This window comes from Streptomyces sp. HP-A2021, assembly GCF_022807935.1.
Taxonomy (GTDB): Bacteria; Actinomycetota; Actinomycetes; order Streptomycetales; family Streptomycetaceae; genus Streptomyces; species Streptomyces afghaniensis.
On record NZ_CP094344.1, the window covers coordinates 561696 to 581652 of the forward strand.

General features: G+C 68.6%; 20 protein-coding genes and 3 pseudogenes. 12 read left to right on the plus strand and 11 right to left on the minus strand.

The features are described from left to right. Nucleotides 1–22: 22 nt before the first annotated feature. From MQE23_RS02635 to MQE23_RS02645, 3 genes are all read left to right on the plus strand, one after another. Entirely contained in the window at nt 23–1036 is a 1014-nt protein-coding gene (locus tag MQE23_RS02635) for an NADP-dependent oxidoreductase (RefSeq protein ID WP_243378101.1), read from the plus strand. 235 nt (nt 1037–1271) lie between these two features. Further along, a complete protein-coding gene (locus MQE23_RS02640; RefSeq protein WP_243378103.1) occupies nt 1272–1850 on the plus strand; it encodes a hypothetical protein in 579 nt (192 codons plus the stop codon). Beyond that, a complete protein-coding gene (locus tag MQE23_RS02645; RefSeq protein ID WP_243378104.1) occupies nt 1847–2380 on the plus strand; it encodes a hypothetical protein in 534 nt (177 codons plus the stop codon). Before MQE23_RS02640 ends, MQE23_RS02645 begins: the two co-directional genes overlap by 4 nt. A gap of 650 nt (nt 2381–3030) precedes the next feature. Here MQE23_RS02645 and MQE23_RS02650 read toward each other — a convergent pair. After that, nucleotides 3031–3870 carry an alpha/beta hydrolase gene (locus tag MQE23_RS02650; RefSeq protein WP_243378106.1) on the minus strand — a complete coding sequence of 280 codons (840 nt, stop codon included), beginning with the start codon at nt 3868–3870 and terminating at the stop codon, nt 3031–3033. 68 nt (nt 3871–3938) lie between these two features. Here MQE23_RS02650 and MQE23_RS02655 point away from each other — a divergent pair, with 68 nt between their 5' ends. Continuing rightward, nucleotides 3939–4607, plus strand: a complete 669-nt coding sequence (locus tag MQE23_RS02655; RefSeq protein ID WP_243378108.1) for a TetR family transcriptional regulator — start codon at nt 3939–3941, stop codon at nt 4605–4607. A gap of 81 nt (nt 4608–4688) precedes the next feature. On the opposite strand, the pseudogene MQE23_RS02660 reads toward MQE23_RS02655, so the two are convergent. From MQE23_RS02660 to MQE23_RS02670, 3 genes and pseudogenes are all read right to left on the minus strand, one after another. Then, nucleotides 4689–5033: pseudogene (locus MQE23_RS02660) on the minus strand (IS5/IS1182 family transposase); the annotation flags it as partial. Between the two features lie 51 nt (nt 5034–5084). Continuing rightward, nucleotides 5085–5552, minus strand: coding sequence for a hypothetical protein (locus MQE23_RS02665; RefSeq protein ID WP_243378111.1), 468 nt, complete (start codon nt 5550–5552; stop codon nt 5085–5087). Between the two features lie 71 nt (nt 5553–5623). Further along, nucleotides 5624–6211 (minus strand): TetR/AcrR family transcriptional regulator, encoded by a 588-nt coding sequence (locus MQE23_RS02670; protein ID WP_243378113.1) that lies wholly within the window; start codon nt 6209–6211, stop codon nt 5624–5626. A gap of 163 nt (nt 6212–6374) precedes the next feature. Here MQE23_RS02670 and MQE23_RS02675 point away from each other — a divergent pair, with 163 nt between their 5' ends. Continuing rightward, a complete protein-coding gene (locus MQE23_RS02675) occupies nt 6375–7088 on the plus strand; it encodes an SDR family oxidoreductase (protein WP_037668168.1) in 714 nt (237 codons plus the stop codon). A 247-nt stretch (nt 7089–7335) separates the two neighbouring features. Here MQE23_RS02675 and MQE23_RS02680 read toward each other — a convergent pair whose 3' ends face one another. The 4 genes from MQE23_RS02680 to MQE23_RS02695 form a co-directional block, all read right to left on the minus strand. After that, the gene (locus MQE23_RS02680; protein WP_020271560.1) at nt 7336–8169 is read right to left on the minus strand and encodes an enoyl-CoA hydratase/isomerase family protein; all 834 of its coding nucleotides are present in this window, start codon (nt 8167–8169) and stop codon (nt 7336–7338) included. A gap of 121 nt (nt 8170–8290) precedes the next feature. Then, the gene (locus MQE23_RS02685) at nt 8291–9097 is read right to left on the minus strand and encodes a strictosidine synthase (RefSeq protein ID WP_243378115.1); all 807 of its coding nucleotides are present in this window, start codon (nt 9095–9097) and stop codon (nt 8291–8293) included. Between the two features lie 32 nt (nt 9098–9129). Then, nucleotides 9130–9996 (minus strand): alpha/beta hydrolase, encoded by an 867-nt coding sequence (locus tag MQE23_RS02690; RefSeq protein WP_243378116.1) that lies wholly within the window; start codon nt 9994–9996, stop codon nt 9130–9132. Between the two features lie 65 nt (nt 9997–10061). Beyond that, nucleotides 10062–11057, minus strand: a complete 996-nt coding sequence (locus MQE23_RS02695) for an NADP-dependent oxidoreductase (protein ID WP_243378117.1) — start codon at nt 11055–11057, stop codon at nt 10062–10064. A 158-nt stretch (nt 11058–11215) separates the two neighbouring features. Here MQE23_RS02695 and MQE23_RS02700 point away from each other — a divergent pair, with 158 nt between their 5' ends. Further along, the gene (locus MQE23_RS02700) at nt 11216–11839 is read left to right on the plus strand and encodes a TetR/AcrR family transcriptional regulator (protein WP_037668166.1); all 624 of its coding nucleotides are present in this window, start codon (nt 11216–11218) and stop codon (nt 11837–11839) included. A gap of 305 nt (nt 11840–12144) precedes the next feature. On the opposite strand, the gene MQE23_RS02705 is transcribed toward MQE23_RS02700, so the two are convergent. Further along, nucleotides 12145–12939 carry an enoyl-CoA hydratase/isomerase family protein gene (locus MQE23_RS02705; protein WP_347710121.1) on the minus strand — a complete coding sequence of 265 codons (795 nt, stop codon included), beginning with the start codon at nt 12937–12939 and terminating at the stop codon, nt 12145–12147. Here MQE23_RS02705 and MQE23_RS02710 point away from each other — a divergent pair. The 4 genes and pseudogenes from MQE23_RS02710 to MQE23_RS02725 all read left to right on the plus strand — a co-directional run bounded on the left by MQE23_RS02710 (nt 12839) and on the right by MQE23_RS02725 (nt 17607). Further along, nucleotides 12839–13750, plus strand: a complete 912-nt coding sequence (locus MQE23_RS02710) for an alpha/beta hydrolase (protein WP_243378119.1) — start codon at nt 12839–12841, stop codon at nt 13748–13750. The genes MQE23_RS02705 and MQE23_RS02710 overlap by 101 nt on opposite strands. Before the next feature lie 183 nt (nt 13751–13933). Next, nucleotides 13934–15823, plus strand: coding sequence for a propionyl-CoA synthetase (locus MQE23_RS02715; RefSeq protein ID WP_243378120.1), 1890 nt, complete (start codon nt 13934–13936; stop codon nt 15821–15823). Between the two features lie 57 nt (nt 15824–15880). Next, nucleotides 15881–16297, plus strand: a pseudogene (locus MQE23_RS02720) (ATP-binding protein); the annotation flags it as partial. 242 nt (nt 16298–16539) lie between these two features. Next, nucleotides 16540–17607 (plus strand): alkene reductase, encoded by a 1068-nt coding sequence (locus MQE23_RS02725; protein ID WP_243378122.1) that lies wholly within the window; start codon nt 16540–16542, stop codon nt 17605–17607. 200 nt (nt 17608–17807) lie between these two features. Here MQE23_RS02725 and MQE23_RS02730 read toward each other — a convergent pair whose 3' ends face one another. Further along, nucleotides 17808–18308: a PaaI family thioesterase gene (locus tag MQE23_RS02730; RefSeq protein WP_020273841.1), complete on the minus strand. Its 501-nt coding sequence runs from the start codon at nt 18306–18308 to the stop codon at nt 17808–17810. A gap of 92 nt (nt 18309–18400) precedes the next feature. On the opposite strand from MQE23_RS02730, the gene MQE23_RS02735 reads away from it, so the two are divergent. Both MQE23_RS02735 and MQE23_RS02740 read left to right on the plus strand, forming a co-directional pair. Further along, the gene (locus MQE23_RS02735) at nt 18401–18868 is read left to right on the plus strand and encodes a helix-turn-helix domain-containing protein (protein ID WP_243378123.1); all 468 of its coding nucleotides are present in this window, start codon (nt 18401–18403) and stop codon (nt 18866–18868) included. Nucleotides 18869–18987: 119 nt separating this feature from the next. Then, a pseudogene (locus tag MQE23_RS02740) lies at nt 18988–19559 on the plus strand (TetR/AcrR family transcriptional regulator). 112 nt (nt 19560–19671) lie between these two features. Here MQE23_RS02740 and MQE23_RS02745 read toward each other — a convergent pair. Next, nucleotides 19672–19935 carry an alpha/beta hydrolase gene (locus tag MQE23_RS02745; protein WP_342364993.1) on the minus strand — a complete coding sequence of 88 codons (264 nt, stop codon included), beginning with the start codon at nt 19933–19935 and terminating at the stop codon, nt 19672–19674. Nucleotides 19936–19957 lie beyond the last annotated feature (22 nt).

Here is a 19957-nt window from a genome sequence, read left to right on the forward strand (position 1 = left end):
ATCACATGGAAAGGCGGCCGGCATGAAGGCATTCGTCGTCGAGAAGTACGGCAAGGACGGCGTGCGCGCCGCCGAGGTACCCGAGCCCAGCGTCGGTGACCGCGATGTTCTGGTCAGGGTGAGCGCCGCGAGCATCAACCCGCTGGACAAGATGGTCCGTAACGGGGAGTTCAAGCAGCTGTTGAAGTACAAGCCTCCGTTCGTGCTCGGTCATGACGTGGCCGGCGTCGTGACGCGGGTCGGTTCCGCCGTGCGCGGCCTCGAAGTCGGCGACGAGGTCTACGCCCGTCCGCGCGACCTGCGGATCGGAGGCTTCGCGGAGTACATCGCGATCGACATGGACGACGTCGCGCCCAAGCCGGCCTCGCTCACCCTGCAGGAGGCGGCCGCGGTGCCGCTGGTGGCCCTGGCCGCCTGGCAGATCCTCGTAGACCAGGCCCATGTGAAGCCGGGTCAGAAGGTGCTCGTCCACGCCGGTGCCGGCGGCCTCGGATCGACGGTCATCCAGCTCGCCAAACACCTCGGTGCCACGGTGGCGACGACCGCGAGCACTGATTCCGAGAAGCTGGTCAAAAGCCTCGGTGCCGACGTCGTCGTCGACTACACCAAGGAGGACTTCTCCAAGGTGCTGTCCGGCTACGACCTGGTGCTGGACGCCGTGGGCGGGGCGAACCTGGAGAAGTCGCTGACCGTGCTGAAGCCCGGCGGCCTGGCTGTCAGCGTCGTGGGCCCGCCGGACGCCGGGTTCGCCAGGCAGCTCGGCGCTCCCTCCTTCCTGGGGCTGGTCATGAACGTGCTCAGTCGCAAGATCCGCAAGCAGGCGAAGGCCCTGGGCGTTCGCTACCAGTTCTTCTTCATGCAGGCCAATGGCTCCCAGTTGCGCGAGCTCGGCGCCCTCTACGACAGCGGGAAGCTCCGCCCGGTCATGGACAGCACCTTCCCGTTCGATCAGACGCTCGAGGCGATGGCGTACGTCGAGCAAGGTCGCACCAAGGCCGGCAAGGTCGTGGTCTCGATGACGCCCGACAGCAACTGAGATCAGGCCGGCCACACGGCATCCTCCTGGCATGATCACGCGGGGCCGACGACGCGACGGCAGGGGCGAGACGCTCGCCGCGTCGGGCGGAACAACATCGACGGCTCGCGTGTCTCAACGCTCATGACGGACACGGGAGTTGTCCAACGGCGCCCTCTGCTCCGGCCTCGAATCCGAGGGCTGCCGGCGGCCGCGGCAGTCTGCGGAGCCCCGGCCGCGCGAAAAGACCCCGTTCATGCGGGAGTTCAGCTCCCTGTTCGCCGATCTCGGTGAGGGGTTGGACGATCTGGGGGTGCCCGAGGGGCAGCCGTTCCTGATCAGCCCGGCGGGTGGGTACGACGTGGCGCTGAACCGGTATTTCTCGGTGTCGCTGGCGTCTTCGCCGTGGAACACCCAGGCCGCCCATGCCCGGGACCTGCGCACGTACTTCGACTTCCTGCGGTTCGCGCGAGGCAGGCGGGACTGGCGTGATGCATCCATGGACGACCGGGCGGCGTTCGAGTGGTGGCGGCGTCGTGATGAGCGTGGACCTCGTTGGGAAGACACGAGTTGGGACCGGGCCGACCGTGCCCTGTGCCGCACGTCCGAGGGCCCCGCCGATCAGCCCGTCATGGCCGACTGCAAACCGCTGGTCTGCCGCAACACCGCTCTCACGCCCGCCAACCTGCAGGCCCTCACCGGTCACTTCGCCCGCCTGGAGGACGCCCTCGCCGACAGCGACCGCCTCGCCCCCTACGTCCGTCACCGCCTGGGGGAAAGGCACCGCGCCACCGCTGCGTTCCTCACATGCCACGCCCCGGAGATCGCCGAGTGAAACGCGCCCTGCCCGGCACCGAGACCGTCAAGGCCGCCATCGACACCGTCCGTGCCGAGGCAGCAGCCCGCGGACGGCGCCCCACCGTGACCGGGATCGAGCGGCTCCTGGACATCCCGCACGCCACCTGCCACCGGCACTACGCCGACCTGATCGACGTGCACTTCCGGCCCCGCATCCCGGCGCTGGCCCGGCCTACGACGCCGACGGAACCCTCCGGATCCGACGTACGTACGGAAGCCAACCTGAGCCGGCTGCGGAAGGAGAACACCGACCTGCGCCGCACTCTCGCTCTGTACGAGGAGGCCATTTGCCAGCTGGCTCTCGAAATCGACGCACTGCGCAGCGGCGGCCCGTTCTTCCACTGCCCAACCGCAGCAGGCCCGCGCCACCCGGGCCCTCCTGAATCGGACACCCTCCGCAGGCGCCTGGCGTGCAAAAGGACGCTGGGCGTGACGCGCAGCCGACTACCGATGATCAAGGAATCACCGGCTGGACAGCGGACGAGATCCAGACCGGCGTTGCGCTGATGACCGAGCTCGGGCAGTTCGGCGCCGGCGGTCGGGCCCTGTACGACCCTCGTCTCGGCGAGCGGAGCCTCTGGGACTGGTCCGGCGACTCTCCCTGCCGCCCCCGGGCCGACTCGCCCAGCAGACCGGCCCGGGGCACGCTGGAAGGAGCGGCGTCGCCCACGTCGTCAAGGCCGGCAGCGAGGACGTCGAGTGGCTCTGCCCGGACACCACGATCGAGCGGATCGCCGCCCAGTGGCTGGAACTCAGGCGCTCCTCGTCGTGGTCACCGACGGCGCGGCCGACGCCCACGTCTTCCACGCCCGTGCGGCACGTATCAGCCGTCCCGGCCGGAAGGTCGCGGCGGTGGACACCGTGGGAGCGGGCACGGCAGCCGGGCGATGGCGCACCCCGCCTCGATCACGCAGGATGCGCCTACCTCCGCCAGCCGCTCCGGCAGGCCGGGGTCCGGCCTGCCGGATTCGCGCAGCTGGTCTAGCCGGCGAAATCGGCGACGATCCGTTGGCCGGACTGTCTTCCGTTTCGACCACGGGGGCGTAGAGGGCTCCATGGCCTGGGAAGGTGTGCGTGTCGCATTCCGGGGATCCGGTGAGCCTGCGGCCCGTCATCACGGACCAGGCGTCAGCGACTGCACCGAAGCCCCGCAGGCGTTACTCGTCGAGGAACTGAATGGCGTGCTTCAGGAACCGCTCGGGATACTGGAACTGCGCTCCGTGCCCGGCATCGGGGTAGATCAGCAGTTGCGCGTTGGGGATGTTCTGGGCGAGGTGCCAGGAGTTGATCGAGGCGATCATCACGTCGTTCTCGCCGTTGAGGACCAGCGTCGGCTGGGTGATCGCGTTCAGGTGGGCGTAGGGGTTCTCGCCCGGCAGCGGTTCCGCGTAGGCGACGGTCGCTTCGAACTGCGCCTGTGCGACCGCGGGCGAGCTCGGCGGGTCCTGGTCGGCCCGCTGGTGGCGGCGCTCCCAGAAGGCCTTGCCCGCTTGCTTCGCGGCTTCCGAGCGGCCGAAGAACAGGAAGAGGAAGTCCTCCAGGGTGGGGACCGGGTTCAGGGCGTACTGAGGCACCTCGGGGTCACTCGTCGGGTCCCCGCCTCGGAGGCCGGTGCCGAGCAGGAGGAGCTTGCGCACCAGCTGGGGATGGCGCAGCGTGACCTCCTGCGCCTGGAAACCGCCGAGCGAGAAGCCGAGCAGGTCGACCTGCTCCAGCCCCAGCGCCCGGATGACCGCGGCGATGTCGTCGGCCATGTCCTCGATCCGGTTACGCGGCGTGCCCGATGACGAGGCGACGCCTCGGCCGTTGAACAGGATGACCTCACGGCCTTCGGCCAGGCCGTCGGTGAGCAGCGGGTCCCAGTTGTCCATCCCTCCGCGGAAGTGCTGGACCAGGAAGATCGGGACGCCCGAGGGCTTGCCCCAGCGCCGGTAGGCGAACCGGTCGCCGTCAACCTCGATGTACTGAGTCGGTGCGGTCACATGTGTGTCACTCATGGCCTGAGCCTTTCTGGAGGGGGTGAGCAATACGATGACGATCGTCATCTAAAAAGTCAAGCCCTTTGATGTCGATCGACATCTATGTATGCTGGACCGTCGAGCGTCGACCGAGGAAGGGACGGCTGGACATGCGGGTCACCAAGGCACAGGCAGAGCAGAACCGTGCCCACATCGTCGCGACAGCCTCCAGGCTGTTCCGGGAGCGCGGCTATGACGGTGTCGGCGTGGCAGAACTGATGGCAGCCGCCGGGTTCACCCATGGCGGGTTCTACAAGCACTTCCGCTCCAAGGCCGACCTGATGGCCGAAGCGTCCGCAAGCGGGCTCTCGCAGACCGTGGCACGGACAGAAGGTCTGGACCCCGCCGAGTTCGTCGAGCGCTACGTCTCCCGGGAGCATCGCGACGGGCGCGGTGACGGCTGCACCATCGCGGCCCTCGGCGGCGACGCCGCACGCCAGCCGGCGGACATCAAAACAGAGTTCGCAGCCGGGATCGAGAACCTGCTGACGGCCCTTCAGTCCCAAAGCGATACGCCGGGGGATGCGGAACAGCGCGCGGCCCGCATGATGGTGATCGACATGCTCGCCCATTCGGTCGGCGCGATCATGTTGTCGCGGGCGTGCCCGGACGGTTCTCCGCTGGCGGACGAAATCCTCGATGTCTGCCGCAAGGAGATTCTCGCGTCACTGGCACAGGGCAACAGCGACCAGCCGGCGGCAAGGAGTGAAGCCTGACCGCAGCCGACCGACGCAAGCCCAGCTCAGCACCATGAGCAGCACGAGGCCGGCTCCCAGTCGCCTCAGTACGAACACCGGCAGGACCACCCCGCCGCCCTTTCGGGCGATCTTCTTCAACGCGCGGTCCAGGCGCGGGGCGCGGGCGGCCAGCAGGCCCACAGCCTCGCCCACCCACCGGCTCACGGTGGTGCGGTGCACCCCGTTCCCGCCGGCCAGATCGCCGGGCCGCTGGTCACAGTGCAGCACCACCGGCACGATGCCGGCGATCTTCCCGGCGGGCAGCGCCCGCCACCGCGAGGCGATCTTCTTCAGGCGGCCGCGCATCAGGCCGGCGAGATGGTTCAAGGTCGCGCTCGACAGCGGCAGGCGGGCGGTGCAGACAAGGCCGTCAGGGCCCTTGGTGAGACCGTTGTTTTTCTTCACACCAAACTCAACTGCCGCCGGGGGCCCGCCCGTTACGGCCTGCCCGCGCAGTTACGAGCGTGCGGTGAACCGCCCGTCGGGCCGCTTGTGCAGCCGGCCGCGGTCGGCGAGCTTGGTCATCTTCGCCCGCAAAGGCTCCAGCTTGCCGCGCGCCGAGGCATCCAGGCCCAGCCGCTCACCGACCGCCCTGACCTGCACCGGCCCGTCGGCCTCCCGCACGATCGCCAGGATCTTGCGGTAGTCGCCGGGCAGCGCGCCCTCGTCGGCCGCGTCGCTGCGGTGCGGGATGAGCAGGACCGCCCGCCCAGCCACCTTCACCGGTACCGGAGCGACAGAATCGGCCGCCTCGGCGCCGGCCTGGGCCTGCTCGGCCAGGCGGTTCAACACCCGCTCGGCGATCGCCAGTTCGTCCCGCTCGACCTCGACCTCCTGAAGCACTCCACAGGGCTTGGAGCCAGTCGGGCGGGTGATGGCGCGGGGTGTGGTCCAGGCGGTGGCAACGGCCGGATGACGTGTCATTTGGGGATTCGGGCCATGCCGCAGCCGAGGACTGCCCGGATGGTCACCTGGGCCTGAGGCTGGGCCGCGCTTCAGTGAGGCAGCAGGACCTCAACCTGCCCCCGGATGTCCTGCACGATCTCCTCGACGCTCAAGGCGATGTTCACGCTCGCCGCCATGCTGAGGAACATCACGGCGGACACGATGTGTGCCAGCGTCGCGGCGTCGCCCTCTGCGACCCGCTCGTCTCGGCGCAGCACGGCGGCGACGGCCTCCTCGGTCTGCGCGACGATGGCGAGTGCCGCGCCGTGCCGGGGCTCCTCGGGGTCGCCGAAGACCATCTCTCGCAGGTAGGTGCGTCCGTTGTCGATCTGGATGCGGTTGCACTCGACGATCGGCCGGACGATCGCCAGCACCGCGTCCAGCACGCCTGGGACGGTCTCGGCGTCCGCCCGGCCCCGCTCAAGTGCTTCGACGTACTTGGCGTTCTGGACAAGGAGGAGGAGTTCGCCCTTGGTCTTGGCATAAAGGAACAGGGTCCCGGTGCCGATGTCGGCCTTGTCAGCGATCTGCTGGGTCGTGACCTCATCGACGCCGTGTTCGGCGAACAGTTCACTGGCGGCAGCGACGATGCGGTCGAGTTTTTCCTGCTTGTTCCGCTCGCGCCGTCCGAGAGGCATGGCGGTGTCCTCCAGGGATTCTGACTGTAATCAGTTATGATTCTACTCAATATCATGTGAGCTCGAATGTGGCTCCGCTCATTCTCCCATCGCGGGGCGGCGAGTCGTTGCTCCATCCGTGCGCAGCCACGTACTTCACATCCCCCTGGGAAAGAAGGAACCCATGCCCTCCCTCGATGGAGCAGTCGTCCTCGTCACCGGCGCCAATGGCGGTATCGGCACCCACTTCGTCCAGGACGCCCTGGCTCGCGGCGCCGTCAAGGTCTACGCCACCGCCCGCTCCCCCCGCGCCTGGGACGATGACCGCATCGTCCCCCTGACCCTTGACATCACCGACCGCGCGTCGATCGACGCGGCCGTCGCCGCAGCGGCGGATGTCACCGTGCTCGTCAACAACGCGGGCGCCATCCCGCCGAGCGCGAGCCTGCTGGACGTCACCGAGGCCGACATCCGGGCGAACATGGAGACGAACTTCTTCGGACCGGTCTTCCTCGCCCGCGCCTTCGCACCGATCCTCGCCGCCAAGAAGGGGTCAGTCCTCATCGACGTGCACTCCGTTGCCAGCTGGTATGCCTTCGGCGGCGCCTACAGCGCGTCCAAGGCCGCACTGTGGTCGGCCACCAACTCGCTGCGCATCGAGTTCGCACCCATGGGCGTCCACGTGACGGGTGTGCACATGGGCTACGTCGACACCGGTATGGCCGCGCACGCCGACGGACCCAAGATGCTGCCGACGCAGCTGGTGACGACGGTCTACGACGCCGTCGAGGCCGGAGAATACGAGGTCCTGGCCGACGAGTTGACCAAGGGGGTCAAGGCGGCTCTGAGCGGCCCGGTCGAGGCGCTTTACCCGGACCTGCACAGCACGGACACCTGAGCTTGATCTTCGGTCCCGACGTGATCTCTTCACGTCGGGACCCAGTGATCCATGTTCGAACAGTTGGACGGCCGGTGTCCAGAAGCGGTGCACCGTCGCGGCCGTCGAGCGGTGGATGACATCGGCGGTCGATCCGGCAGCAGCCCGATCCGACCACGGTGCCGAAGACGTCGGAAATCAGGTGGGCCCCGCGGCAACGAGGACGGACGCGGCATCGGCTGCGTCCGTGCTCGTCTTCTGATGGGTGTCAGCGTTGCTGGTTGGCGATGCCGATGTAGTGCCCGAGACGGTACTCGAAGTCGATGCCGGCCTGTTCGACGACGGCCTGCGTGCCTGCGGCCCGGGTGAGGAAACCGGGGAGGGTGAGGGAGCGGGTGAACTCGCCGTACGCGGCGACCAGGTCCGCGTCCGGGGGCAGGGATGCCCGGTTGATCTGGGCTTTGGCCGAGGCGAGTGAGGTGCGGTCGAAGGAGGCGAGTCGGGCGGCGACGGTGCCGACGAAGGCGTCGAGTTCGCTGTCGGGGAGGGCGCGGGTGACCCAGCCCCAGCGTTCGGCGGTGTCGGCGTCGTAGTCGTCGCTGGTGAGGATGGCTTCCAGGGCGCGGTCGCGTCCGATGGCCCGGGGCAGGCGTTCGCTGCCACCACCGCCGGGCAGCAGTCCGCTACCGACCTCGGGCTGTCCGAAGATCGCCTTCTCACGACTGGCGTAGCGCAGATCGAGGGCGAGGGCGAGCTCGTTCCCGCCGCCGCGGGTGCGTCCACGGATGGCCGCGATCGTGATGTACGGCGCTTTGGAGAGTTCCAGGACCAGATTCGTCCATGCCGGCACCGCGTCCGGGTCCTCGGGGGCGGGGAAGTCGGCGGCGGCGGCCAGGTCGAAGTGGTTGTAGAAGAAGTCGGGGGTGGCGCTGTCGAACAGCACGACCTGGATGTCCGGGTCGGTCGCCAGTTCGGTGACGATCTCGATGAGGCGCAGGACTGTCTCGCCGGCGATGAGATTGACGGGCGGGTTGGCGAAGGTGATCTTCGCGATCTGCGGTGAGGTGCGCTCGTAGTGGATGGTGCTCTGCTGCTCGCTCATGGTTGGCTCCAGATACGTGAGGGGTAACAGACGGCGACGGGGGCGCGAGGAGGGCCAGGAAGCCGGGGCGGATGGATTTGCCGAGCAGATCCGGCGGTCCCGCTTCCGGTCTACGCGCCGCTCACTCCTGGTAGCGCGGGAGGATCTCGCCGTTCTTGACGTAGGTGAGGGTGGCGGTGACGTCGTAGGCGTGGATCGCGGAGACTTGCGGTGCCAGCCGGCTGGACAGGTCCTCGATCGCGTTGCCGGTGAAGAAGGCGTCCCGTGCCGCGGTGTCGGTGAACCCGAGGCTGACCGAGGCGTGGAAGTGCTGGTCGCGGGGGTTGTCGTGGGCGACGTCCGGGGTGTCCCAGAGCTTTTCGAGCCAGGGCAGGAACGTCTGCGTGCGCAGCTCCTTCAGCACTCCGGTGCCGGCGAGCGCGGGTGCGAGCTGCTCGTTGACGAACTTCCGGAAGGCGCCGGCGCCGACCCCGTCTCTGCGGCGAAGGTAGATCAGCGCGCGGGCACCGACCGTCTGTCCGGGGCCTGCGACGTCGTACCACCGAGAGGAGTTGGGCGGGCCGGCGTAGAGCAGGGTGCGGCGGAACACGTTGATCTCGTCGGCGTAGGCCAGCTTCGTCTGCTCACGCCCTTTCAGGGGTGCAAGCACCGATTGGAAGGTGACTTCCGCGACGCCGTCGATCTTCCGGTCGGCGGGGATCTCGGTCTGGACCCCGTCGATGGCCGGCCACAGGCCCGTGTTGTGCTCGGCGAGGTGGATCTGCCGGTACTCCTCCAGGCCCGGGGTGGCGGAGATGATCCCTGAGTGCGGGCCCTTCCAGTGGTCCATGCCGGTCTGGCGGGGCTGGTCGGTGCGCACCCACAGCAGGATCGAGGAGGTGAGAGGCTTCTTCACTTCCAGGGGCGCGGCGGCCGGTGACGTGCTCATGGTGTTGCCCTTTTTTCCTGGTCAGGTGGTGGTCATCGGGCCAGGAAATCGACCGCTACGGGGGCGAATTCCTGGTGGTACTGGAAGATGCCGCCGTGCCCGGAGTCGGGGTAGATGATCAGCTCGCTGCCCTTGATACGCCGGTGCAGGTCCTCCGACAGGACCGACGGCACCATGCGGTCGTTGTCGCCGTTGGCGATCAGGGTGGGCTGCGTGATCGACGACAGGTCGTCGGGGGCGGAGCGCCCCCACTTCTTGATCGCCTTCAGCTGCGTCTGGAACGCCTTGGTCTTGATCTCCGCGTCGCGGTCGACAGTGCGCTCCTTGAGCCGGTTGACGAACGCGCGCCCGGCGGCCTTGCCGGTGGCATTGCGGTTGAAGAACAGGAACTCCTTGGGGTCCGAACGGGTCAAGGTGGCGCGCAGGATGTCCCAGTAGGTGATTCTGGCGACCTTGTCCATGTCCTTGCCGCCCTTGGGCCCGGTGCCGGTGAGGACCAGCTTGCGGACGAGCTCGGGGTGCTTCACCACCAGGGCCTGAGCGACCATGCCGCCGAGGGAGAAGGAGAAGACGTCGATCTTGTCGTACCCGAGCGCCTTGATGAACGTGTAGGCGTCGTCGGCCATCGCCTCGACACTGTCCGGCACCTGACCGGTGGATGCCCCGACACCGCGGTTGTCGAAAGCGATGACGTGACGGCCCTTCGCGATGGGATCGATGATGCGGGGGTCCCAGTTGTCCAGGGTCGCGGCGAGGTGGACGAAGAAGACGACGGGGATACCGCCCTTCGGGCCCAGCTCGCGGTAGGCGTAGGTGACGCCGCCGGCGCTGACGGTGCGGGCCGGGGCCTTCGCGTAGGAGGTGATGACGGCTTCGTTCGGGGTGTCGGTGCTGCTCATGACGGATTCTCCTTGCATGTTCTGTGTCGCTGTGTGTTTCGTGTCGCCCGTCGCGGTTGCGGCGGTCAGCTGTTGCCGATGACGGCCTTGCCGCGGATGCCGCCCTGGGACAGGGACTGCAGCGCGTGCGGGGTCTGGTCGAAGGGGAACACCTTTCCCACGACCGGGCGCACCGCGCCCTGGTCGACGAGGGTGGTGATCTGGCGGAGCTGGTCGCCACTGGCGCGCATGAACAGGAACTCGTACATCACGCCGAGCTTCTTGGCCTGCTTGCGGATCTTGCGGCTCAGGCCTGCGACCGCGAGGCGCAGCAGCGGGTTCAGACCGGCCTCGCGGGCGAACGCGGGGTCCGGGGGACCGGCGATCCCGATGGCCTTGCCGCCGGGCTTGAGCACCCGCAGTGACTTCTCGAGAGTCTCCCCACCGAGGCTGTCCAGCACCAGGTCGTAGCCGGTCAGGAGCTGCTCGAAGTCCTGGCTGCGGTAATCGATCACCGTGTCCGCGCCGAGCGCGCGCACGAAGTCCGCGTTGGAACCGCTGGCGGTCGTGGCGACGCTCGCCCCGAGGTGTGCGGCGAGCTGGATCGCGATCGAACCGACCCCGCCGGCGCCGGCGTGGATGAGAACCTTCTGCCCGGGCCGCACCTTCCCGCGCTCCACCAGCGCCTGCCACGCCGTGAGCGCCGCCAGCGGCAGCGAGCCGGCCTCTTCCATGCTGATGGAAGCGGGCTTGAGCGCCAGGTCGCCTTCCGCTATGGCGATGCGCTCGGCGAACGTGCCGATGCGGTCCTGGTGGGGCCGGGCGTAGACCTCGTCTCCGGGCTTGAAGCCGCGAACTGCCGTCCCGACGCCGACGACGGTGCCCGCGACGTCGTTACCCAGGATCAGCGGCAGCTTGTAGGGCAGGATCTGCTTGAACTCACCGGCGCGGATCTTCTCATCCAGCGGGTTCAGTCCGGCGGCCTCCACCCGCACGAGCACGTCGTGCTCCCCCACGGTGGGCTCGGGGACCTCCGCCTCCTGCAGCGGCTCCTTGTACTTGGTGACTACGAACGCTCGCATGGGGCGCTACTCCTAATAATTGTCCTATTTATCCAGGTCTGAGACTGGATCAGCAAACCCGGCGCGACATCCGGGGGCCTCGCAACCTCGCCCCACCCTGCTAATCCGAGTACACTCAACTATGAGTCCACTCAGAAATATTGTCAAGGGAGGTCCCCATGGGAAGCGGTCACATGCCGATCGGGCGCCGCGAGAGGGCCAAACAGGACAAGCGCGAGCGCATCATGACCGCCGCCCGCGAGCTGTTCGCCGAACACGGCGTCGACAGGGTCACGACGCAGCAGGTCGCCCGCCGGGCCGATGTCGCAATCGGGACGCTCTATCTGTACGCGTCCACGAAGGCCGAGTTGCTGATCATGGTGCAGAACGAGAAGTTCGCCGCCGCCGTCGATTCCGGCCTCGCCGCCGCGAACGCCGCCGTCGGACAGGGCGCGCTGGAGCCGGTCATCGCACTGATCCGCCCCGTAGTGGAGTGCGTGAGGGAGCACATCGAGAACGGCCGCACATACCTGTGCGAACTCGTCTTCGGCGACCCGGCCGAGCCCTACCGGCAAGCGGGTCTAGCCCTTGCCGGCCGCCTCGAGGACGGCATCACCGGCCTGCTCAGCCGCAACGAGTACATCGATGCCGCCGATGCGGCGACGCTGGCGCGGGTGATCACCGCGATCATCCACATCAGCACCACCGCCACGGTGTGCCTGCACCGCAGCGACGAAGCCGTGCTCGCCGACATCCGCGACCAGATCCACGCCACCCTGGCGCCGCACATCCGCGCCGCATGACCGCTCGCTCCACGAGCCGACCATGTCCCCGGAACGGGGGCACTTCGTGAGCGCGCACTACGGCGTCGTCACCGTCGGCGCCGGAACCGCGGGCACGTCACCGCGATCCGCGCCGCGCAACTCGGCAAGAACATCCTGTCCGGCAGTCCGGCAGTCCGGCGGTGCGGACAACGGACAGCCGCACCCCCTGTCCCTAACCCCGCACACCCGGTCAAGTGCGTTACATCTGATCGAACCACGCGCCGATTTCGGCAAGCTCCGCCTCGCCCCGGTCAGCTCTGAGAACCTGCTCACGGCGCACATGCTCAGGCCGGCAGCGTCTGTCCGCCCTGCGCCTCACGTTCCCAGGTGGGACTGCGGTCCTTGTCGACCAAGGCCGCTCGGACGCCCTCCAGGAAGTCCGGCGTGCGGATGGTCGTGCGCGTGAGAGTGAGTTCGGTGTCAAGGCACTCGCGCAACGTCTGCTGTCTGCCCCGGGCCAGCAGGTTGTGAGTGATCTCCAAGCTCTGCGGCGAGGCGGACTCCAAGGCGATCAACGCACCTGCCGCCCAGGCGGTGTCGAGGTGACGCAGGCGTTTCTCGATCTCGCCGAGGGTCGGCGCGCCGAACGCCCAGTCCATCTCCTCGCGCACCTCCGCCAGCCTGCTCTCCCCCACCGGGGAACGGTCGGCAAGGCGGTTCAGGGCGACGTCCACCGGGGCGCCGGGGCTGTCTGCCAGGGCATCTCCGACCGCACCGAACCTGTCCGTGGGGACGAAGTGCGTGGCCCGCCCCGTGTACAGGGCGTCGGCCGCGTCGAGCCGGTGCCCGGTCAGTCCCAGGTACATGCCGATCGCGCCGGGTAGCCGCGGCGCAGCGCCGCCGCGCCCCGCAGTCAGAGGTGATCCCGATCCTTCTGGGTTTACTTTTCTATACTCAGCCAGTAGCGTCACGGCCAGCACATCAACCTGGCTGCACGCGGGACATGGGCGTGGCAGCAACCTGCGAAGGAGCACCACCATGGGAGCAAGCCCAGAGGCACGGCAGTTCGCCCAGTTCCTCGAGAGCGTGAGCGCGAAGTCCTCGACGCCGGGCCTCGACCTGGCCATCGTCCGCGACATCGTCGACTCGAACCACAAGGCGTCGACCGAGCCGGAAGGCGTCACGTACGCCGAGGTGGACGCGGGCGGCGTCCCCGCCCTCTGGGCCATCCCCGAGGGAGCCGATCCCGACCGGGCTCTGCTCCACTTCCACTTCGGCGGGTCGGTCACCGCCTCCATGCACTCGGACCGCAAGGCTGCGGGCCATATCGCGAAGGCGGCCGGCGCCCGCTCCCTCGTCGTGGACTTCCGCCTGGCGCCCGAACACCCTTACCCGGCGCAGCTCGACGACGCCGAGACGGCGTACCGGTGGCTGCTCTCGCAGGGCTATGAGCCGCGGAACATCGGCAGCACGGGCCATTCGATCGGCGGCACCCTCGCGGTGATGCTCCCGCTGCGCCTGCTCGCGCAGGGGGAGGCGACCCCGGGCGCGATCGTCAGCGTCTCGCCGTGGACCGACCTCACCCTCCAGAACGCGTCGGTGGACGAGAACGAAGACAACGACAAGATGCTCAGCAGGAACACTCTCGAGCTCTTCCGTGGAGCCTGGCTTCAGGAGCCCGGAGTGGACTTCGCCGATCCGAAGATCAGCCTCGTGAACGCCGATCTGACCGGCCTGCCTCCCACGATCGTCCTCTACGGCGAGTACGAGACCCTCGCCGACGACGGCGCCCAACTGGGCCGTCGCCTCGAGGACTTCAAGGTCACCTCCGAGGTCCACCGCCTGCCCGAGGGACAGCACTCGTTCGTCCTGGGCGCGGGGCGCGTACCCGAGGTGGACGAGGCGATCCAGCAGATGGGTCAGTGGCTCCGCGAGCACCTCGGCGCGTGAGCTGAAGCCACACCGGGCGGAGCGGCCTTTCGGCCGGACCGCCGCACCACCGCGATGCCGGTGACCGGTCCGCCAGTCGTCGGCATCCTGCTCGACCATGTCGGTCGGCATGCGGTGCCTTGTGTCCGACACGGTTCCGCACACAGCCACACCACCGTCCCTTGATGCCACAAGGAGTGCGCGATGGGAGCGTACGAGGATGTCTTCCGCGCCAGTACCGAGGACCCGGAGAGCTTCTGGCTGACGGCGGCAGAGGGCATCGACTGGGATGTCACCCCACGACGCGCCCTGGACTCCTCGGGCGCCCCCTTCCACCGCTGGTTTCCCGACGGACGGCTCAATGTCTGTTTCAACGCGGTCGACCGGCACGTCGAAGCCGGCCGCGGTGCACAGGCTGCGCTCATCTATGACTCACCCGTGACCGACACCCGGCGCACCTACACCTATGTGCAGCTGAGGGACGAGGTGGCGGCTTTCGCGGGAGCACTCGCGCGGCTCGGTGTCGGGCACGGCGACCGTGTGGTGATCTACATGCCGATGGTCCCCGAGGCCGTTGTCGCGATGCTGGCCTGCGCACGTATCGGCGCGGTGCACTCGGTCGTCTTCGGCGGGTTCGCCCCGCGCGAACTCGCGCTGCGCATCGATGACGCGGCCCCCAAGGTGGTCGTCTCCGCCTCCTGCGGCATCGAGGGCAAGCGTGTCATCGCGTACAAGCCCCTGCTCGACGAGGCGATCGAGCTCGCGGCCCACAAGCCGGACAAGAGCGTGATTCTGCAACGCCCGCAGGAGACGGCCGAGTTGGGGCCTCACGATCTCGACTGGGCCGACCTGGTGGCTGCCGCGCCGCCGGCCGGCTGCGTTCCCGTCCCCGCAACCGACCCCCTCTACATCCTCTACACCTCCGGAACGACCGGAAAGCCCAAGGGAGTCGTACGTGACTGCGGCGGCTACGCGGTCGCCCTCCACTGGTCGATGGGCGCCGTCTACGACGTGGGCCCGGGCGAGACGATGTTCACCGGTTCCGACGTCGGCTGGGTCGTCGGCCACTCGTACATCGTCTACGCGCCCCTGCTGGCCGGCGCGACGACGGTGCTGTACGAGGGCAAGCCGGTGGGCACCCCGGACGCGGGCCAGTTCTGGCGCGTTGCCGCCGAGTACGGGGTCAGGACCATGTTCACGGCACCCACCGCGTTCCGGGCCATCCGCAAGCAGGACCCGAAGGGAACGCTCACCGCGGGCTACGACCTGACCGGCCTGCGCCACCTCTTCCTCGCCGGCGAGCGCCTCGATCCCGAGACCTACCACTGGGCGAGCGATCTGCTGGGCATCCCGGTGATCGACCACTGGTGGCAGACCGAGACCGGCTGGCCCATCGTCGCCAACCCGGTGGGCATCGAGGCGGCTCCCCTCAAGCCCGGGTCTCCCACCCGCCCGCTGCCGGGCTGGGACGTCCGGGTCCTCGACGCTTCGGGCGAGCCGGCGCCCGCCGGCGTCGACGGCGCGATCGTCGTGCGGCTCCCGCTGCCGCCCGGCGCACTGCCCACGCTCTGGCAGGACGACGACCGGTACGTCGCCTCCTACCTCTCCGCCTACACCGGCTACTACCTCACCGGCGACAGCGGACACATCGACGACGACGGCTACGTCTTCGTCATGGGCCGCACCGACGACGTCATCAACGTCGCCGGACACCGCCTGTCCACCGGCAGCATGGAAGAGGCCCTGGCCGCTCATCCCGACGTCGCCGAATGCGCCGTCATCGGCGTCGCCGACGCCTTGAAGGGGCAGGTACCGCGCGGCTTCGTCGTCCTGAAAGCCGGCAGCAACCGCGAACCGGGCGAGGTCGAGGCCGAACTCGTCCAGCTCGTACGCGACCGCATCGGCGCCGTCGCCTCCCTCAAGGACGTCGCGGTAGTAGCCGCCCTGCCCAAGACCCGCTCGGGCAAGATCCTCCGCAAGACCATGCGCGGCATCGCCGACGGGCACGACGAGCCCATCCCCTCCACAATGGACGACCCCGGTGTCATCGAGGTCCTGCGCCCTGTTCTCCGCCGCGCCGGTCACACCCCGTGATCGACTGTCGCCTTCCCTGGCTTACGGTGAGCGGTCGCGCCCGGCGGACTGCCCCACCGGAGCCTTGACGTCGATCATGTCGCGACCTGGGGTCTCCCCCGCGACCCGGCAGTCGTCTCCACGGCCCGCGTCCAGGCATCCGATCAACTGACCGCCTGCGGACTGGAAGAACTGACCTTCACCACCGAACTCGTGGTCAGCGAACTGGTGACGACCACCATCCGCTACGGCAGGAGCCCCATCCAACTGCGGATGATCCTGCAGTCCGCTCTGACGCGCGAAGTCTCCGACGCCAGCAGCACCGCCCCGCACCTGCGCCGCGCCCGGGTCTTCGACGAGAGCGGCCGGGGCCTGCCCCTCCTCGTCCAGCCCACCGAACACTGGGGCACACGGCACAACCGCGAGGGCAAGGTCGTCTGGGCGGAGCAGGCGATTCCAGCAGCCGTTGCGGAACTCTCATCCGCTCTGGCGTGAGGTTCTTGCGCGAGCTGCGCCGCGCGGCTTCGTGCCCCATGCCGGGACCCACTTGCCACAGCCCACTCGACCGCATAGCATTACGATCGTAATTTGATAGGCCGGTGCCCACCCCGACTCAGTCGGCGGGCGCAGGGCGGGTGCGTCTTCGGGCCCAGGAGCAGAAGAGCCCGGTGCCCACGTCCACGCGGTGTCCGCCCCCGCCCCTTTCGAACCATCACCCATCACCTGAGGAATCCTCCATGCTCAACGCCTTGTGGAACCCGACCACCGTCGGAGAGATCTCCCTGCCGCACCGGCTGGCCATGGCCCCCCTGACCCGCAGCAGGGCCACCCCGGACGGCGTGCCGACCGAGCTGAACGCCGAGTACTACGCCCAGCGCGCCTCGCACGCGCTCATCATCACCGAGGGCACCCAGCCCTCCGCCGACGGCCAGGGCTACCCGGTGACCCCGGGCATCTACACCGAGGAACACATCGCCGGCTGGCGCAAGGTCACCGACGCCGTACACAAGGCCGACGGACGCATCGTCATCCAGCTGATGCACGCCGGGCGCATCTCCCACCCGGACAACACCCCCCACCACCGGCAGCCGGTGGCCCCCTCCGCGATCAAGCCGGCCGGCCAGACGTTCACCCCGTCCGGGCTCCAGGAGATGCCGGAGCCGCGCGCGCTGTCCACCGAGGAGGTCGCCGCGACGGTCGACGACTTCCGGCGCGCCGCCGCGGCCGCCATCGCGGCCGGCGCCGACGGCGTCGAGATCCACGGGGCCAACGGCTACCTGGTCAACCAGTTCCTCTTCCCCAGCGCCAACCAGCGCACCGACCAGTACGGGGGCTCCCTCGACAACCGCATCCGTTTCGCGGTGGAGGTCGCCACGGCCGTGGCCGACGAGATCGGCGCCGGCCGCACCGGCATCCGGATCTCTCCCGGCAACCCCTTCAAGCTCAACGACCTCGCGGAGAGCGACCCGCACGAGCTCTACCCGCACCTGCTTCGCGCCCTCGCCCCCCTCAACCTCGCCTACCTGCACATCGGTCACGGCGGCGACGAGGAACTCCTCTTCACCCTCCGCAAGCTGTGGCCCACCTCCCTGATCCTCAACCGGGCCGGTGCCGACATCGCCACCCGCGCCAAGGACGTGGAAGACGGTCTGGCCGACGTCGTCACCGTCGGCACCATGGCCCTCGCCAATCCCGACCTCGTCGAGCGCGTACGCTCCGGCGCCCCCCTGAACACCCCCGACCCCGCCACCTTCTACGGCGGCGGCGCGGCCGGCTACACCGACTACCCCACCCACGCCGCCTGACGAAGAGCACGGCGCCCGAAGGAATCATCTCCTTCGGGCGCCTGGGCACGACTGCGGCGCACGGCGGCCGGCGACCCGAGGAGTCAACGGGCTGCCACCGACGTGCGCCGCAGTCGTTTCACCTCGCACTCCGGCGTTCTCCGCCGAGATCGAGGGAGTCCGGCATCACGGCCCGGACCGATACCGGTCGCCGCCGAGGCTCACCTCTGCGAGGGAGGCACCGGGAAGAGCATGCAACTGCTGGTGGCGTGGGCGAGCAGACGGTCCGTGCCGTCGACCAACTGTGCCTGGGCCAGGGCGGTTTGACGGCCCTTGCTGACCACCGTGCCGATGGCGCGTACCGTACCCGTGTCCACGGTGATCCGTCGCAGGAACTTCACCGTCAGGTCGAGCGAGGTGTACGCCACGCCCTGCGGAAGGGTCGACTGGACTGCGCAACCAGCCGCCGAATCGAGCAGGGTGGCGAAGATGCCACCATGCACGCTGCCGATCGGGTTGTAGTGCTCCTCACCCGGTGTCAGGGAGAAGACCGCCCTGCCGGGCTCCACCTCGTCCAGGGTGAAGTCGATGGAGTAGTTGATGGGCGGCCCCGGCAGTCGCCCCGCCTGCAACTCACGCAGGAAGTCGATGCCGGCCATGCGTCCGGCGGCTTCCGCCAGGATCGCGGGATCTTCCCATTGATACGTACGCGTTCGTCCCACGACCGGGCACCTTCCATCTGACTTTTGAAGGTGAAGCTAGCTTCCCGCTCACCTGACTGTCAATGGCGAAGCCAGGCCCTTACGATGGCGGGATGGAGTGGCTTGAGGCGAGCACGGAGAACTGCCCCATCCAGCGCACGCTGGACGTGGTGGGTGAGAAATGGACGCTGCTGATCCTGCGTGACGCCGTCAACGGAGTCCGCCGCTTCGACGACTTCCACCGCCACATCGGCCTGTCGGAAGCCGTCCTCAGCGACCGCCTCCGGAAGCTGATCGCGGCCGGCGTCCTGAAGACCATCCCCTACCGGGAGCCGGGCAGCCGCTCCCGCAACGAGTACCGCCTGACCCGCAAGGGCTGGGATCTGTGGCCTGTCCTGATGGCGCTGAGCCAGTGGGGCGAGGCGTACGCCCTCGGCCCCGAGGGGCCCGTACTGGACATCCGTCACACCGACTGCGACGCCCCGGTCCGCGTCATCGTCGAGTGTTCCGCAGAGCACTCCACCCTCACCCCCGGGGAAGTCACCGCCCGACTCGGACCCGGTGCCCGCATCCGGTCGTGAGCACGCCGGTCATGCGGACGCCGGACATGGGCACGCCGGTCATGATATTACGCGCGTCAGGCCATGGATTACCCCTTGAATGCGAAGCATGGGCCTTACGGAGCGAACGGAGGAAGCTCGTGGTGCGCTACGCCAAGGAGCACAAGCAGGTGACGCGGCGACGCATCATCGAGAAGGCCGGCCACCGGTTCAAGCAGGACGGCATCGACGGCTCGGGCATCTCCACGCTGATGGCGGACGCGGGGCTCACCAACGGAGCCTTCTACGCCCACTTCACCCCAAGGACGACCTCGTCGCCCATGTCGTGGCCGAGGAACTGCACACGCAGGTCGCGAGGTACGGCACCCTGCGACCCGGCCGCCCGGGACTCGAGGACCTCATTCGCGAGTACCTGTCCCCCGAGCACCGGGACAACCCCGGCGTCGGATGCCCCTCCGCCGCCCTTCTCGACGAGATCGGCCGCTGCGAGGACGGGACCAGGCAGGCCTACAGCGACGGCGCGCGGGCCATCCTGGAGGAGATCTCCGCCCGCCTGACACCCGAGGACCCGCGGTCCGCTCAGGCCAAGGCCATCGGGCTCTTCACCATGCTGGTGGGGACGTTGCAACTCTCCCGCGCCTTGTCCGACCAGAAGCACGCCGATGAGGTCCTTGAGCTGGGGATCGAGAACGCTCTCGCGTTCATGGGGTGAGGCGGAAGGCGAGGTCGCGTCAGTGAACGGGTGCCTCGAGCCGCTCACCCAAAGGGCGCCACGGCCCTGAGGCACCAACCGCGGCCCAGACTACGACCGCACCGCACGCCTTTTACCGCTCGAGGAACTCGAGAGCCGTCTCCACGAACTGCCCGTGGAACTGGAAGATGCCGCCATGGCCGGCGTCGGGGTAGAGGACCAACTCGCCGTTCGGCACTCGCCGCGCCAGGTCGACCGAGTTCTGGGTCGGAACCATCCTGTCGCTCTCGCCGTTTGCGACGAGCACCGGCTGGTGGATGACCGAGAGGTCGTGGGGCCGCTCCAGCCCCCAACAGTGAATGGCCTTGAGCTGAGCGCCGTACGACGTGAGAGAGATCGCCTTGTCCCTGCCCTGGGGC

What these genes read in the sequence shown, in the direction of transcription:
- MQE23_RS02635 (WP_243378101.1), top strand. Translation starts at nt 23, where the DNA reads ATGAAGGCATTCGTCGTCGAGAAGTACGGCAAGGACGGCGTGCGCGCC.
- MQE23_RS02640 (WP_243378103.1), top strand. Translation starts at nt 1,272, where the DNA reads ATGCGGGAGTTCAGCTCCCTGTTCGCCGATCTCGGTGAGGGGTTGGAC.
- MQE23_RS02650 (WP_243378106.1), bottom strand. Translation starts at nt 3,870, where the DNA reads ATGAGTGACACACATGTGACCGCACCGACTCAGTACATCGAGGTTGAC.
- MQE23_RS02655 (WP_243378108.1), top strand. Translation starts at nt 3,939, where the DNA reads ATGTCGATCGACATCTATGTATGCTGGACCGTCGAGCGTCGACCGAGG.
- MQE23_RS02665 (WP_243378111.1), bottom strand. Translation starts at nt 5,552, where the DNA reads ATGACACGTCATCCGGCCGTTGCCACCGCCTGGACCACACCCCGCGCC.
- MQE23_RS02670 (WP_243378113.1), bottom strand. Translation starts at nt 6,211, where the DNA reads ATGCCTCTCGGACGGCGCGAGCGGAACAAGCAGGAAAAACTCGACCGC.
- MQE23_RS02675 (WP_037668168.1), top strand. Translation starts at nt 6,375, where the DNA reads ATGCCCTCCCTCGATGGAGCAGTCGTCCTCGTCACCGGCGCCAATGGC.
- MQE23_RS02680 (WP_020271560.1), bottom strand. Translation starts at nt 8,169, where the DNA reads ATGAGCGAGCAGCAGAGCACCATCCACTACGAGCGCACCTCACCGCAG.
- MQE23_RS02685 (WP_243378115.1), bottom strand. Translation starts at nt 9,097, where the DNA reads ATGAGCACGTCACCGGCCGCCGCGCCCCTGGAAGTGAAGAAGCCTCTC.
- MQE23_RS02690 (WP_243378116.1), bottom strand. Translation starts at nt 9,996, where the DNA reads ATGAGCAGCACCGACACCCCGAACGAAGCCGTCATCACCTCCTACGCG.
- MQE23_RS02695 (WP_243378117.1), bottom strand. Translation starts at nt 11,057, where the DNA reads ATGCGAGCGTTCGTAGTCACCAAGTACAAGGAGCCGCTGCAGGAGGCG.
- MQE23_RS02700 (WP_037668166.1), top strand. Translation starts at nt 11,216, where the DNA reads ATGGGAAGCGGTCACATGCCGATCGGGCGCCGCGAGAGGGCCAAACAG.
- MQE23_RS02710 (WP_243378119.1), top strand. Translation starts at nt 12,839, where the DNA reads ATGGGAGCAAGCCCAGAGGCACGGCAGTTCGCCCAGTTCCTCGAGAGC.
- MQE23_RS02705 (WP_347710121.1), bottom strand. Translation starts at nt 12,939, where the DNA reads ATGTCGCGGACGATGGCCAGGTCGAGGCCCGGCGTCGAGGACTTCGCG.
- MQE23_RS02715 (WP_243378120.1), top strand. Translation starts at nt 13,934, where the DNA reads ATGGGAGCGTACGAGGATGTCTTCCGCGCCAGTACCGAGGACCCGGAG.
- MQE23_RS02725 (WP_243378122.1), top strand. Translation starts at nt 16,540, where the DNA reads ATGCTCAACGCCTTGTGGAACCCGACCACCGTCGGAGAGATCTCCCTG.
- MQE23_RS02735 (WP_243378123.1), top strand. Translation starts at nt 18,401, where the DNA reads ATGGAGTGGCTTGAGGCGAGCACGGAGAACTGCCCCATCCAGCGCACG.